The sequence below is a fragment of the Nocardioides sp. NPDC101246 genome, from assembly GCF_044767415.1.
Lineage (GTDB): Bacteria > Actinomycetota > Actinomycetes > Propionibacteriales > Nocardioidaceae > Nocardioides.
In genome coordinates, this window is the sequence record NZ_JBIWNX010000014.1 from 151,032 (window position 1) to 165,031 (window position 14,000).

Below are 14,000 nucleotides of genomic sequence, written 5' to 3' on the forward strand. Positions count from 1 at the left end.
GTCGTCCCGCCGGGCATTCCTCACCAGAGCGTGATGGACCTCTCGAAGATCCCGGTCAGATCCTCCGCCGACGGCTGCTTCGGCGCGGTGGCGAGCAGCCGCTGCTGCTTGAGCGCCCCCTCGACCAGGTCGGGGATGTCGGCAGCGACATAGCCGACCGAGCCGATGCCCGCCGGGATGCCGATGTCGCGCATCAGGTCGGCGAGCACCGTGGGGAGCAGGTCCCGCGGGTCCGTCCTCGACTCGTCGACACCGGGCGCCAGCAGCCGGGCGGCCCGGAGGTGGCGCTCGGGCGAGGCGTCGAAGGTGTAGCGGAAGGCCTCCGGAGCGGTCAGCGAGACCGCCATCCCGTGCGGCACCATCGCCTCGTCCCCGGGGTAGTCCGCTGGGTGGAAGTCCCGCACCCGCCCGGCGATCGGGTAGGCGCACGCGTGCGGGATGTGTACGCCGGCGTTGCCGAAGCCCAGGCCGGCGAAGGTCGCCGCGAACGCCATGTCACCGCGCGCGACGGTGTCGTCGCCGTGCGCGACGGCCTGCCGGAACGAGCCGGCCAGCAGCGAGAGCCCCTTCTCCGACCACATGTCGGAGATCGGGTTCGCGCCGCAGTAAGGGACGCGCTGCGAAGGCTCCTTGCGGTCGTAGGAGGTGTAGGGGCGGGCCGTGTAGCTCTCCAGCGCGTGGCACAGGATGTCCATCCCGGACGCGGCGGTCACCCCGGCGGGCTGGGTCATCATCAGGTCCGGGTCGACGACGGCCAGCGTGGGCCGCAGGCGCGCGTGCGAGATACCGGTCTTCACCTTCAGCGACAGCACGTCGAGCACGCACACGGTCGTCGACTCCGCACCGGTCCCGGTCGTGGTCGGCACCGCGACCAGCGGCAGCAGCGGCTTGGCGGGCGCGAGCCCACGGCCCACCGGCGCGTTCAGATAGTCCTCCAGCGAACCGTCGTTGGTGGTCAGCAGGTTGACCGCCTTGGCGGTGTCGATGCTCGACCCTCCCCCGACGGCCACGACGGCGTCGAACGGCCCGTTCTCGCGGGCGAACTCGACCGCGGCCAGCATGCTCTCGTCGGTCGGCTCGACATGGACGCCGTCGAAGACGACCGCCGTGACGTCGTACGCCTTCATCTGCTCGGCAACCCGCTGCGGCAGTCCGGTCGCGGAGATACCGGGATCGGTCACCACCAGGGCGCGGCGGGCGCCCAGCGAGGCGAGGTCGTAGCCGATCTCGGCCGATGCGCCGGTGCCGAACTTGAGCTGCGGGGAGCCATAGGTGAACACGGTCTCAGGGGTGGCGTGCGTCATGAGCGCACGATATCGACCGCCTCCCATCCGGATCATCGGTCGGAGTGCTCAAAGGTCTCGTGAGACACCCGTGGTCTTAAGTCATGTATTTCACTAGACTTTATTCAGATCAAGCCGACGCCGTCAGAGGAGACCACGAATGACCATCACCGACGCATCCCCCGTCAACGAGCTGACCGTCCACAAGGTAGGTGGCCGGATCGGCGCCCGCATCGACGGCGTGACCCTCTCCGGCGACCTCCCCGCCGAGACGATCGCCGAGATCCGGTCCGCCGTCCTGGAGAACAAGGTCGTCTTCTTTCGCGGCCAGGACCACCTCGACGACCGCACGCAGATCGCGTTCGGCGAGCGCCTGGGGCCGCTGACGACCGCCCACCCGACCGTGAACACCGGCAGCGCCCGCGTCCTGACCCTCAAGGCCAACCGCGGCATGGCCGCCAACTCCTGGCACACCGACGTCACCTTCGTCGACCGGCCGCCGGCGTTCTCGATCCTGCGCGGTGCGGAGATCCCCGAGTACGGCGGCAACACCGTGTGGGCCAACACCGTCACCGCCTACGAGCGGCTCCACCCCCAGCTCAAGGCGCTGGTCGACAACCTGTGGGCGGTCCACTCCAACGACTACGACTACGTACGCCCCGACCAGGCCGATTCCACCGACGATGTCGCCGCCCGCAAGCGCGAGGAGTTCGTCTCGACGATCTACCGGACCGAGCACCCGGCGGTCCGGATCCACCCCGAGACCGGCGAGCGCGCGCTCGTCCTGGGCCACTTCGTCAAGCACTTCACCGGCCTGAACCAGAAGGAGAGCGCGATCCTCTTCAACCTGCTCCAGGACCGGGTCACCGCCCTGGAGAACACCGTCCGCTGGCACTGGCAGCGGGGCGACGTCGCGATCTGGGACAACCGCGCCACCCAGCACTATGCCGTGGCCGACTTCGACGAGCTGCCGCGCGAGGTGCGGCGGATCACTGTGCAGGGTGACGTACCCGTCTCCATCGAGGGTGAGCACAGCCGGGTGATCGAGGGCTCCGCCGAGGTCTACAACCGCCTCGACGAGCTGATCTCCTGACCGAGGTACGTCCGGGAGGTCAGTCGATGGTGAAGCTGACCTTCCGGGCGACGACGTCGGCTGTCTCGAGCCGCACCTCGACCTCCTCGCCGAGCGGGAGGGCCGTCGTGCCGGTGACCCGGGCCTCGATGGCGGGCTCCTCGACGGTGATCGAGCCCTTCTGCTTGTCCTCGTCGTCGACCTCGACGACCACCGCGGCGAACCTCTCCCCGACCCGCTGGGACAGCAACCCGGCCTCGACCAGGTCGACGACGCCGCGCTCGTAGGCACCGCTGGTGCGCGAGGAGGCGCGCATGGTCTCCGGAAGGGTGGTGAATGCGCTGGTCACCCAGTCGGGGACCGGCTGGTCGGCACAGAGCGCCAGGCAGACCTCGCCGGCGTAGCGGTCGATCAGCCGGCGCAGCGGCGCCGTCACGTGCATGTACTCGTTGGCCAGCGCCGAGTGCTCGGTCAGCTCGGGGAGCTCGCCGTTGAAGGAGGCGTACCCGCTCCCGCGCAGCAGCCGGGTGCACGCGATCGCCATCGCGGCGTGCTTGCCGTTCCGGCCGTCCAGGGAGCGGATGAAGTCGGGGTAGCGCATCTCCGCGGGCCACTCCAGGCCGAGCGCGCGAGCCGTGCGGTGCAGCCGCTGGACGTCTCGGGGGTCGGGCTCGGGCAGGGTCCGCAGCAGCCCGACCCGGGCGTAGACCATCAGGTCCGCGGCGGCGAAGCCGGTGAGCAGCGAGATCTGGGCGTTCCAGTCCTCCACGGGCAGCAGGTCGCGGTACTCCAGGGACCACCGATCGCCCTCGACCGAGATCTCCTGGTCGCGCAGCGGCAGGTTGACCCCGCCACGGGCCGCCTCCAGGGCGATCCGCTTCTCGCCGATCTCCTCGAGCAGCTCGAGGGAGTCGGCGTAGTCGGCGTCGCCGAACCCGTCGCCGTCGAACATGCGCTGCACGCCGTCGTAGGAGAGCTTGGCCCGCGACCTGACCAGCGCCCGCTCGACGACGGTGTCGGTGCCCTCGCCGGTCGCGTCGAGCTTGTGGGTCCACAGCAGGGCGGGACGTACCTGGTCCGGGAGCAGCGAGGCGGCGCCCTCGGAGAGCACCTTGGGGTGGAGCGGGATCTTCGCGTCGGCGGCGTAGAGCGACTCGCCGCGCTTGTTGGCCTCGATGTCGACCGGGTCGCCGGGCGCCACGAAGGCGGCCACGTCGGCGATCGCGTAGTGCACCACGTAGCCGTCGCCGTCGCGCTCCAGGTGGAGCGCCTGGTCGAGGTCCATCGACGTCTCGGGGTCGATCGTGACGAACGGCAGGTCGGTGCGGTCCAGCTCCGGGAGCCTGGGGTCGGCCGCGGCGGCGGCCGCCGCCTCCTCCACCTCCGGCGGGAACTCGGCGGTCACACCCAGCTCGGCCTGGAGCGCGGCGATCCCGTCGCGGAGCGTGGTGGCGGCGACACCGTCATCGGCGCTGGCGACCCGGATGATGCGTGCGGAGCCCATGGCGGGAATGCTAATGGCTATTTCTTCTTCGAGGTCTTCGACGCCTTGTACGCCTTGTGAAGCGCCGCCGCCTCCTTGCTGAACGCCTTCGGGTTTCCCTTGAACGCGCCGAACTGGCCGTTCAGTTCCTTCGTGGACCCGTTACCGGACTTCGCCGCCCTGTCGATCTTCCTCAGTAGCTTGCGCTGCGTGGCGGTCAACGACCGCTTCGCCCGGAGGCGTTCCGACCGCGCCCTGGACTTCTTCGAGAGGTCCTGCATCAGCCAGATCACGCCGAGGACGATGATCACGACCAGGATGCCGGAAACGCCTGTGGAGGACGTCGGTTCGGCAGCCAGAACGATCATCCCTGGAATGTAGGCTCACGCGTTCCCCCAGGTCACAGGCACTTTGGAAGATACCCAATCCTCGATTCGGCCATCCTGGTCCCGGGCGGCACGATAGTCCCGTGCTGATCCTGCTGCCGCCCTCGGAGGGCAAGACCGCGGCCGTACGCGGCAACCCGCTCGCGCTCGACGACCTCCGCCTCCCGGTGCTCAACCCGGCCCGCGCCAAAGTCATCGACGCACTCGTCGAGCTCTGCGCCACGCGCCCCGACGAGGCCGTCGACATCCTCGGCATCCCGAAGACCCAGCCCGAGCTCGTCACCTTGAACGCCGGACTGAACGATGCCCCCACCGCGCGCGCCGACCGGATCTACACCGGCGTCCTCTACGACGCCCTCTCCCCCGCCACGCTGTCGCCGGCCGCCAAGCGCCGCGCCACCAGCCGGGTCATGGTGACCAGCTCCGTGTTCGGCCTCGTCGGCCTCGCCGACCGCATCCCCGCGTACCGTCTCTCGGGCGACACCACCCTCCCCGGCATCGGCGGCGTCCAGTCCCACTGGCGCGCCCACCTCGGCGCCGGCATCACCGAGGCCCTCGGCGACGGCCTGCTCGTGGACCTCCGGTCCGGGACGTACGCAGCCTTCTGGCGCCCCGAGGAGGTCGCCGCCCGCACCGCCACCGTCCGCGTCCTCCACGAGCACAACGGCCAGCGCAAGGTGGTCAGCCACTTCAACAAGGCCACCAAGGGCCGCCTCGTCCGAGCCCTCCTCGAGTCCGGCGCCAACCCCCGCACCCCCGCCAAGCTCGCCGACGCCTTCCGCGACCTCGGCTGGACCGTCGAGGAGAGCGCGCCCACGAAGACCGGCACCCAGCTGGACGTAATCGTCACCGAGATCTGACCCCAGCTCACCGGCCTCGTCGGTCGATCGTCCACCTCGTCGGTCGAGCCGCCGGAGCCGCTAGGCGTAGGCGTGTCGAGACCAACACAGTCGCCGTCGGCGACACTGTCGGTGGTCGCGCCCAGAATCGGGCCATGCCCTACATGTACATCCTCCGCTGCCGCGATCACATGCTCTACGTCGGAAGCACCTACGACCTGGAGAGACGCATCGCCGAGCACAACGCCGGCCTCGGCGCAGAGTTCACGGTCCGACGACTGCCGGTCACGTTGGCATACGCCGAGGAACACCAGACGATCGACGACGCCTATCGACGCGAGAAACAGATCCAAGGATGGAGCCGGGCCAAGCGCGAGGCCCTGATCGCCGGTGACTTCGAACGGCTTCACGACCTATCTCGCAGACGTGGCAAACGAGCGCCATAGGCGACCGTGTTGGTCTCGACACGCCTCCGCCTAGCGGCTCCGGCGGCTCGACCAGCGGGCCACCCGTCAGTCGAGCGCGAACACCAGCAGGCCACCCGTCGGTCGAGCCGCGAGCGCGAGCGGGCCACCCGTCGGTCGAGCCGCGAGCGCCAGCGAGCGTGTCGAGACCAACACAGTCGCTATCGCGCGTTGATCCGCGACCCGACCAGGTCAGAAGAGACCGGCGGCGAAGGGGTCGCGGGAGACGGGGAGGCCGTTGAAGAGGCGCATGGAGGCGCGGTCGTCGGCGAAGAAGGAGATGACCGTGACGGAGGCGGGCGAGAGCTCCATGCTGAAGACTCCGCCGATCGGGGCGCCCAGGGCGTGAGCGACGATCAGCTTGATCGGCGACACGTGCGAGGTGACCACGACGGTCTCGCCGGCGTGGGCCTCGAGCACCCGCGAGAGACCGTCGAGCACGCGGACCTGGGCGGCGTCGAAGGACTCGCCGCCCGGAGGCGCTACCTCGGTGGCACCCATCCACGACTTCATCTCGTCGGGGAACCGTTGGGCGACCTCACCGAAGGTGAGCCCCTCCCACTCCCCGAACTCGATCTCCGCGAACCCAGGCTCCTCGACCAGCCGGGCACCGAGCGCACCGGCGACGAGCTCGCCGGTCTCGACGGTGCGCAGGACGGGCGAGGTCACGACGGTCGAGACCGACGACGCGAGCGGCTTGAGCCACTCCGCGGTGAGCATCACCTGCTCGCGGCCCTCCTGGGTCAGCGGCGGGTTGTCGCCGCCGAGGCCCCCGGAGAACGCCTTGGCGGCGGTGTGCTTGGTGACCCCGTGGCGTACGAGGACCAGGGTCGTCGCCGCCGCGCCGGCCCCCCACCCACGCGCGGTCTTCTCGCTCACGCTGCCGCCTCCGTAGCGCAAGCGCCATAGTACGGATGCGGCAGCGTGATGACTTCGATGCTCGCTCGCTGGCGCTCGCTCATAGCCCCGACTCGGCGGTGCGGACCAGGATGCGGGCGCACTCCTCGCAGCGCACGACCTCGTCGGCGGCGAGGCCGCGGATGCGGGAGATCTCGGCGGGGTCGAGCTGCAGGTTGCAACCGCCACAGCGGCGGGCACGCAGCTCGGCGGCACCGACACCCATCTTGTCGCTCAGTCGCGTGTAGAGGGCGAGCAGGTCGTCGGGGATGCCCTCGAGCGCCGGCGTACGCTCCTCGGCGACCCCGGCGAGCTCACCGTCGATCTTCGAGGTCTCGACGTCGACGGAGTCGACCGCGACCGCGAGCTTCTCGCTGATCTCGGCGAGCTCGGCCTCGAGCCGGGTCACGCTCGCCTGAGCCTCCTCGAGCTGCTCCATGACCTCGAGCTCCTCGTCCTCGAGCACCGAGATCCGGCGGTCGAGGGTGGCCAGCTCGTGCTGCATGCGCTCGAGGTCCTTGGCGCTGCTGATCGCCCCGGAGTCCATCCGCTCCTGGTCGCGCCGGCGGCGGGTCTTGACCGCCTCGACGTCGGCGTCGGCCTTCTTCTGCACTCGCTCGAGGTCGTCGCGCGTGACCCGGGCGTCGCGTACGGCATCGTCGGTGGTCTTCTTCGAAGCCTGCAGCTCCGCCACGACGGCGGCCTGCGGCAGATGCGCACGGCGGTGGCGGAGCTGGAGCGCTCGCGAGTCCAGCTCGCAGACGTCGAGCAGCTTCACCTGGGCGAACGGGTCGGCTTTCAGCGGATTCTCCTCAGCTGTTCACAAACGAATTTCTTACAGACGCAGCGTCCACGGGTCGGTGACGATCCCCGAGACCCGGGTCTCCACCGTATCTCCGAATGCCTCTCGAAGTCGCCTCGCCAGCACAGGCAGCCAGGTCCACTCCGCCGCCCAGTGCGGGATGTCGATCAGCGCACCGCCCCGCTCGAGGAACTCCGAGGCCGGATGGTGGCGCAGATCGCTGGTCACATAGACGTCGTACGCAGCCACCTGGTCGAGCAGGAAGTCACCCGCCCCGCCGCACAGCGCCACCGAGGACACCGGCCGGTCGAGGTCGCCGGCGACCCGGATCCCGGCCGTGGTCGCGGGCAGCGCGGCCACCACGGACTCGGCGAAGGCACCCAGCGTGGTCGGCTCGACGGTTCCGGAACGGCCCGTCCCGACCTCGGGGGACTCCCCCGGCACCAGCGGCCGCAGCGAGCTCAGTCCGAGCGCGAGCGCCAGCGACTCCGAGACACCGCCGAGCGCCTGGTCGGCGTTGGTGTGCGCGGTGAGCAGCGCGCACCCCGCGGAGACGAGCGTCGAGAGCGTACGCCCTTTGGGGGTCGTCGCGGCGAACCCGTGCACACCCTTGAGGAAGAGCGGATGATGGACCACGACCAGGTCCGCACCCCACTTGGCCGCCTCCTCGGCGACCGGGAGGGTCGGGTCGACAGCGAGAAGCACCTTCGAGACCGGCTGGGAGGGCTCGCCCCAGACCAGTCCGACCGCATCCCAGGCGTCGGCGGTGGCGGGCGGGTACCACTCGTCGAGCAACGAGGTGACGACAGACAGCGGTGGCGGGGTCGGCATGGGGTCAACCCTAGATCCCGGGACCGGGGCCGCACCCACCGGCGACGCCATACACGAAATCGAGTTCGTAACCGTACTTTTACAACCGATTCCGTACTTTTCACCGGATCCTGTGGTGGAATGCAGCGCTAAGTGAACAATCGACTGGAGCAGCGATGACCACGACAGCTACCCCGGACCCACCCTCCGGCTCGGTAACCATCACCGGCCTGACCAAGACCTATGGCCAGGCCACGGCGGTCGACGGCCTGGATCTGGAGATCCGGGCCGGCGAGTTCATCTCGCTGCTCGGGCCTTCCGGCTGCGGCAAGACCACGACGCTACGCATGATCGCCGGGTTCGAGAAGCCCGACTCCGGCAGCATCACGATCGGCGGCAAGGACGTGATCAGGCTCGCGCCCTACCAGCGCGACGTGAACACGGTCTTCCAGGCGTACGCGCTCTTCCCGCACAAGTCGGTCGCGGAGAACGTCGCCTACGGGCTGCAGCAGCGCAGGACCCCCCGGGCCGAGGTCCGCGAGCGGGTCGTCGAGGCGCTGCGGATGGTGCGGATGCTCGACTTCGCCGACCGCGGCCCGGGCCAGCTCTCCGGCGGCCAGCAGCAGCGGGTGGCGCTCGCCCGGGCGCTGGTCAACCGCCCCGGGGTCCTCCTCCTCGACGAGCCGCTGGGCGCCCTGGACCGCCAGCTGCGCGAGGAGATGCAGGTCGAGCTCAAGCTGCTCCAGTCCCGCCTCGGGATCACCTTCGTCTTCGTCACCCACGACCAGGGCGAGGCGCTCGCGATGAGCGACCGGATCGCGATCATGCGTGCCGGGCGGATCGAGCAGCTCGCCGACGCCGACACCGTCTACAACCAGCCCGCCAGCGCGTACGTCGCCGGCTTCGTCGGCCAGCAGAACTTCCTGGACGGCGAGGTCAGCGCCGACGGCACCATCGTCGAGACCCCGTCCGTGATGATCGAGGGTCCGGCGAAACCCGACGGGAAGCCCGGCGAGCCGCACCAGGCCGCCGTCCGCCCCGAGCTGATCTCGATCGAGGCCAGGAACGGAACCCACCTGACCGAGGGCCGCAACACCGTCGCCGGCGAGGTCCTCCAGGTCTCGCCCCTGGGCGAGGTCATCCAGTACCTCGTCAAGGTCACCGAAAGATCCGACCGTCTCGGGCTCCGCTTCGACCAGACCAGCCTCCTGATCCGCCGCCCCACCCACGGCGCCGCCCGCCTCTCCCCCGGCGACCAGGTCCTCTGCAGCTGGGCCGCGGAGGACGTACGTCTCTTCCCCCTCGACACCCCGTCCGCTAGGAGCCCACAATGAACAAGCCTGTCAACAAGAACGGCAACGTACGCATCCTGGCCAGCCATGCCGGCGCGCGAGCGATCCGTCAGGAGCTCTCGCGTCGCCACTTCCTGAGCCTGGCGGCCCTCGCCGGGGCAGGCGTCGCGCTCAGCGCCTGCGGCACCGGTGACGGCGAGACGTCGAGCGCGGTCGAGCCGGGCGCGGGCGCGACCGGCGGACCGGTGGAGAAGTCGCTGTCGATCTACACCTGGGGCGACTACGACTCCCCCGAGGTGATCGACTCCTTCGCCAAGACCGGCCCGAAGGTGACGCTCGACTCCTACGGCTCCAACGAGGAGCTGATCTCGAAGCTGGTCGCGGCCGAGGGCACCAGCGGCTACGACATCGTCGTGCCGACCGGGGTCTACATCCCGCAGCTGATCGAGAACCAGATCATCGTCCCGCTCAACAAGGACCTGATCCCCAACATGGCCAAGGTGGACCCGAAGTTCCTCGGCCAGGACTGGGACCCGGAGAACGAGTACTCGGTGTGCAAGTGCTGGGGCACCACCGGGTTCGTCTACGACACCACCCTGATCAAGCGCGACCTGACCACGTGGGATGACTTCATCGACGCGATGCAGAACGAGGCCTCGGGCAGGACCTCGCTGCTCGACGACCCGCAGGGGGTCGCGGGCCTCTACTTCTGGGCCAACGGCATCGACTGGAACACCGAGGACATGGCCGACTACGACGCCTACGAGGCCGAGGCGGTCGAGAAGTGGGCGCCGCACATCGCGGGCTTCGACTCCTACCCGGCGACCGGCGCGATGCAGCAGAACACCTTCGCGCTGATGCAGAACTGGAACGGCGACTCCCGTCTCGGCATCCTCGAGCACAAGCAGCCCGACCGCTGGAAGTGGGTCCTGCCCGGCCCGACGACCGAGCTGTGGATGGACAACTGGTGCATCCCGACCGGCGCCCCCCACCCGGAGGCCGCGCACGCGTTCCTCGACTACGTGCTGGAGCCGGAGAACTCGTTCCTGGAGATGGACTACATCGGCTACAACACCGGCGCGCTCGGCATCGAGGAGCTGGCCACCGAGCGCAAGGTCGAGCTGCCCGAGATGATCTTCTTCACCGACGAGCAGCTCGCCACGATGAAGAACGGTGCCGTCAACGAGGCTCAGGACCGGCGTACGGAGGTCTACGACAAGCTGAAGGCCGCCGCCAGTGCGTGACCGAGCGGCCAAGCGCCTTCCGGGTTTCGTCCTCGCCGTACCGGCGTGGCTGTGGCTGACGGTCTTCTTCGTGGTGCCGTTCCTGCAGGTCGCCTGGTTCAGCCTCGGCGAGAAGCCCGGAATGTTCGGCACCCACAGCAACGCGGTGATGTCGCTGGACCGCTACACCGAGGCGTTCAGCCCGACCTTCTTCACGATCTTCCGGGCGACGGTGTGGATGAGCGTCCTGGGGACGGTCGCCTGCCTGCTGATCGCGTTGCCGGCTGCGTACTTCATGGCGACGAAGGTCCCCGCGAACCGTCGCGGGCTGCTGATCGCTCTGGTGATGGTGCCCTACTGGACCTCGTTCCTGATCCGGACGATCGGCTGGAAGGTGATCCTGTCCTCGGAGGGTGCCCTGGCCGGGTTCCTGACCGACGTCGGTCTGGTCGGCGACCCGCACGACCTGCTCAACACCCGCGGCGCGGTGCTGCTGGGGCTGATCTACAACTATCTGCCCCTGATGATCCTGCCGATGTACGTCGCCTTCGACCGCGTCGACAGCGCGCTCGGCGAGGCGTCCAAGGACCTCGGTGCCGACCGGTTGCGGACGTTCTTCCAGGTCACGCTGCCGTTGGCGCGGCCCGGCATCATCGCCGGCATCATCTTGGTCTTCATCCCGATGATGGGCGACTACGTCACCCCGGCGGTCCTCGGCGGCGCGAAGGGCACGATGGTCGGATCTCTGATCGCCAGCCAGTTCCTGACCGCGCAGAACTGGGCGCTGGGCTCGGCCATGGCGGTCGTCCTCATCCTGCTCACCATGCTCATCGTCGTCATCGCGATCGGCCTGATGTGGTGCGTGGGATGGCTCCTGCACAGACGCAGCAAGCTGGTCATCGGAACCGTCCCGCCTCCTGACACGAGGCCGCACACCCAGGAGGTGGTGATCGCATGAGCAGGCCCTCCGGCACCAATCTCGCGCTCGGCGCGTGGACCACGCTGGTCTTCCTCTTCCTGTTCGCCCCGATCATCGTGATCGGCATCTACTCCTTCAACGGCGGCCGACTGCTGACCGCCTGGGACGGCTTCAGCCTGGAGCCGTTCACGGCGATCATCGAGCGGCCGACCGTACGTCACACCGTCGCCGTCTCCCTCCAGACCGCCGTGATCGCCGCGCTCCTGGCATCCGTGCTCGGCACCCTGGCCGGGATGGCGATGGCCCGGTTCCCGGGCCGTTGGGCGGGCCCGTTCACGCTGCTGTTGCTGCTGGTCTCGGTGACGCCCGAGATCGTCGACGGCATCGCGCTGCTCCCCTGGTTCGTGACGCTCGGGCAGGACTGGTCGCTGCTGCCGTTCAACAACGGCTACGTACGCCTCGTGATCGGGCACTCGCTCTTCGCGACCGCGGTCGTCACCTACATCGTCAGGGCCCGCCTGGTCGGGCTGGACGCGTCGTTGGAGGAGGCCTCGGCGGACCTCTACGCGCGCCCGGTCACGACCTTCTTCAAGGTCACGCTCCCGCTGGTCGGGCCGGCGGTGCTGGCCGGTGGGCTGCTGGCCTTCACGCTGAGCCTCGACAACACGGTGATCTCCTCGTTCATCAACGTCTCCGGCACGACCTCGTGGCCCGTCTACGTGCTCTCCTCGGTCCGCACCGGTCTCAAGCCCGAGATCGCCGCGGTCTCCACGATCCTGCTGGTCCTCACGCTCCTGGTCCTCGGCCTGGTGGCGCTCGTGCTCAAGCGCTCGGGCTCCTCGGTCACCGACACCATGGCCGTCAACTGATGGCCGTCAACTGATGGGCGGTCCCGTCGTCCCGGCGGACCTGCTACTGCGCGGTGGCCGAGTGCTGCGCTCGGGGTGCTGGTCGGAGGTGACGCTCGCGGTCCGGGGTGGGCGGATCGCGGCCGTCGGCGAGGACCTCGACACCCTGGCCGGCCCGGAGACGGTGGTCGAGGAGCTCGACGGCAAGTGGGTCCTGCCCGCCTTCCACGACTCCCACGTGCACCCGATCCAGGCCGGGCTGGAGATGAATCAGTGCGACCTGACCGGTCTCTCGACGCTCGAGGGCTACCTGGACGCCATCGGGTCCTACGCCGCGGCAGACCCGGGACGCGCCTGGATCACCGGCGGTGGCTGGTCGATGGACTCCTTCCCGGGCGGGGTGCCGAGCGCCGAGCCCCTCGACCGGCTCCTTCCCGACCGGCCGGTCTTCCTGCCCAACCGCGACCACCACTCCGCCTGGGTGAACAGCCGCGCGCTCGAGATCGCCGGCATCGACGCCCACACGCCCGACCCCACCGACGGGCGCATCGAGCGCGACGCCGCCGGCCGGCCCACCGGCGCGCTGCACGAGGGCGCGATGGCGTTGGTCGGCGCGCTGGTGCCGACGCCGACCTCCCGCGATCTGACCGAGGCGCTGCTCACCGCGCAGCGTCATCTCCACTCCGTCGGCATCGTGGGCTGGCAGGACGCGCTGGTCGGCGAGGGTCTCGGCATGCCGGACTCGCTGCCGACCTACATCGCCGCCAACGACTCCGGCGCCCTCACCGCGAAGGTCGTCCTCGCCCAGTGGTGGGACCGCGACCGCGGCCTGGAGCAGCTGCCCGAGCTGATCTCGCGCCGCGCTCTCGCCGCACAGGCGGGGCTGGACGCCGCCAGCGTGAAGCTGATGCAGGACGGCGTCTGCGAGACCCACACCGCCGCCATGCTCGATCCCTACCTCGACTCCCACGGTCACCTCACCGACAACCGCGGGCTCTCCTTCATCCCGGCCGACGCCCTGGCCGCCTACGTCGCGGCCCTGGACGCCCATGGGTTCCAGGCGCACATCCACGCGCTCGGCGACCGGGCGGTCCGCGACAGCCTGGACGCGATCGAGCACGCGCGTACGGTCAACGGGGCCAGTGGGCTACGGCACCATCTGGCCCACGTCCAGGTCGTCTCCCGGCCCGATGTCGCCCGCTTCGCCGCGCTCGAGGTCACCGCCAACATCCAGCCGCTGTGGGCGTGCCGGGACGAGGCGGTGGAGGTGCTGACCCTGCCGTTCCTGGCACCGGCCGCGCGCGAGCAGCACTATGTGTTCGGGTCGCTGCTGCGTACGGGTGCCCGGATCGCGTGCGGCAGCGACTGGCCGGTCTCCGACCCGGCGCCGCTGCTCGGCATGCACGTCGCCGTCAACCGCCGCTCCCCCGACCAGCCCGCCGACGCCGCCCCGCTGCTGCCCGAGGAGGCGCTGACCGTCGCCGAGGCCCTCGCCGGCTACACCACCGGCACCGCCCACCTGAACCGCCTCGAAGGCTCCACCGGCCAGATCGAGACCGGGTACGCAGCCGATCTGGTCGTCGTCGACCACGACATCCTCGACGAGGACACCACCGTCCTCGCCCGAACCCAGGTCACCCACACGTACGCGGACGGCCGCGAGGTCCACCGCCGCTGAGCGC

Annotated in this window: 14 protein-coding genes; 8 read left to right on the forward strand and 6 right to left on the reverse strand. The window is 69.7% G+C overall.

From position 1 onward, the window contains the following. Window positions 1-20: 20 nt before the first annotated feature. Window positions 21-1,304, reverse strand: coding sequence for a hydroxyacid-oxoacid transhydrogenase (locus ACIRON_RS24040; protein WP_402996190.1), 1,284 nt, complete (start codon window positions 1,302-1,304; stop codon window positions 21-23). A gap of 139 nt (window positions 1,305-1,443) precedes the next feature. On the opposite strand from ACIRON_RS24040, the gene ACIRON_RS24045 reads away from it, so the two are divergent. Further along, the gene (locus ACIRON_RS24045) at window positions 1,444-2,376 is read left to right on the forward strand and encodes a TauD/TfdA dioxygenase family protein (RefSeq protein ID WP_402996192.1); all 933 of its coding nucleotides are present in this window, start codon (window positions 1,444-1,446) and stop codon (window positions 2,374-2,376) included. A gap of 19 nt (window positions 2,377-2,395) precedes the next feature. Here ACIRON_RS24045 and ACIRON_RS24050 read toward each other — a convergent pair whose 3' ends face one another. Beyond that, complete coding sequence (locus ACIRON_RS24050; RefSeq protein ID WP_402996194.1) at window positions 2,396-3,859, reverse strand: RNB domain-containing ribonuclease; 1,464 nt, start codon at window positions 3,857-3,859, stop codon at window positions 2,396-2,398. Window positions 3,860-3,876: 17 nt separating this feature from the next. Beyond that, window positions 3,877-4,206, reverse strand: a complete 330-nt coding sequence (locus tag ACIRON_RS24055) for a hypothetical protein (protein WP_402996196.1) — start codon at window positions 4,204-4,206, stop codon at window positions 3,877-3,879. 101 nt (window positions 4,207-4,307) lie between these two features. Here ACIRON_RS24055 and yaaA point away from each other — a divergent pair, with 101 nt between their 5' ends. Together yaaA and ACIRON_RS24065 are read left to right on the forward strand one after the other, a co-directional pair. After that, entirely contained in the window at window positions 4,308-5,084 is a 777-nt protein-coding gene (yaaA, locus tag ACIRON_RS24060) for a peroxide stress protein YaaA (RefSeq protein ID WP_402996198.1), read from the forward strand. Window positions 5,085-5,218: 134 nt separating this feature from the next. Further along, window positions 5,219-5,509, forward strand: coding sequence for a GIY-YIG nuclease family protein (locus tag ACIRON_RS24065; RefSeq protein WP_402996200.1), 291 nt, complete (start codon window positions 5,219-5,221; stop codon window positions 5,507-5,509). Window positions 5,510-5,719: 210 nt separating this feature from the next. Here ACIRON_RS24065 and ACIRON_RS24070 read toward each other — a convergent pair whose 3' ends face one another. The 3 genes from ACIRON_RS24070 to ACIRON_RS24080 all read right to left on the reverse strand — a co-directional run bounded on the left by ACIRON_RS24070 (window position 5,720) and on the right by ACIRON_RS24080 (window position 8,057). Continuing rightward, window positions 5,720-6,406, reverse strand: coding sequence for a histidine phosphatase family protein (locus ACIRON_RS24070; RefSeq protein ID WP_402996202.1), 687 nt, complete (start codon window positions 6,404-6,406; stop codon window positions 5,720-5,722). Window positions 6,407-6,485: 79 nt separating this feature from the next. Then, window positions 6,486-7,202: a zinc ribbon domain-containing protein gene (locus ACIRON_RS24075; RefSeq protein ID WP_402996204.1), complete on the reverse strand. Its 717-nt coding sequence runs from the start codon at window positions 7,200-7,202 to the stop codon at window positions 6,486-6,488. A gap of 57 nt (window positions 7,203-7,259) precedes the next feature. Continuing rightward, entirely contained in the window at window positions 7,260-8,057 is a 798-nt protein-coding gene (locus tag ACIRON_RS24080) for a Nif3-like dinuclear metal center hexameric protein (protein WP_402996206.1), read from the reverse strand. Window positions 8,058-8,212: 155 nt separating this feature from the next. On the opposite strand from ACIRON_RS24080, the gene ACIRON_RS24085 reads away from it, so the two are divergent. Genes ACIRON_RS24085 through ACIRON_RS24105 form a run of 5 tightly spaced genes read left to right on the forward strand, consistent with a single transcriptional unit; the run spans window position 8,213 to window position 13,996 of the window. After that, window positions 8,213-9,370: an ABC transporter ATP-binding protein gene (locus ACIRON_RS24085; RefSeq protein ID WP_402996208.1), complete on the forward strand. Its 1,158-nt coding sequence runs from the start codon at window positions 8,213-8,215 to the stop codon at window positions 9,368-9,370. Beyond that, window positions 9,367-10,572 (forward strand): spermidine/putrescine ABC transporter substrate-binding protein, encoded by a 1,206-nt coding sequence (locus ACIRON_RS24090; protein ID WP_402996210.1) that lies wholly within the window; start codon window positions 9,367-9,369, stop codon window positions 10,570-10,572. The genes ACIRON_RS24085 and ACIRON_RS24090 overlap by 4 nt, the downstream gene beginning before the upstream one ends. Further along, window positions 10,565-11,509, forward strand: a complete 945-nt coding sequence (locus ACIRON_RS24095) for an ABC transporter permease (RefSeq protein WP_402996212.1) — start codon at window positions 10,565-10,567, stop codon at window positions 11,507-11,509. Before ACIRON_RS24090 ends, ACIRON_RS24095 begins: the two co-directional genes overlap by 8 nt. Next, window positions 11,506-12,339, forward strand: coding sequence for an ABC transporter permease (locus ACIRON_RS24100; protein WP_402996214.1), 834 nt, complete (start codon window positions 11,506-11,508; stop codon window positions 12,337-12,339). The genes ACIRON_RS24095 and ACIRON_RS24100 overlap by 4 nt, the downstream gene beginning before the upstream one ends. 13 nt (window positions 12,340-12,352) lie before the next feature. Further along, complete coding sequence (locus ACIRON_RS24105; RefSeq protein WP_402996216.1) at window positions 12,353-13,996, forward strand: amidohydrolase; 1,644 nt, start codon at window positions 12,353-12,355, stop codon at window positions 13,994-13,996. The last annotated feature ends 4 nt before the right edge of the window (window positions 13,997-14,000 follow it).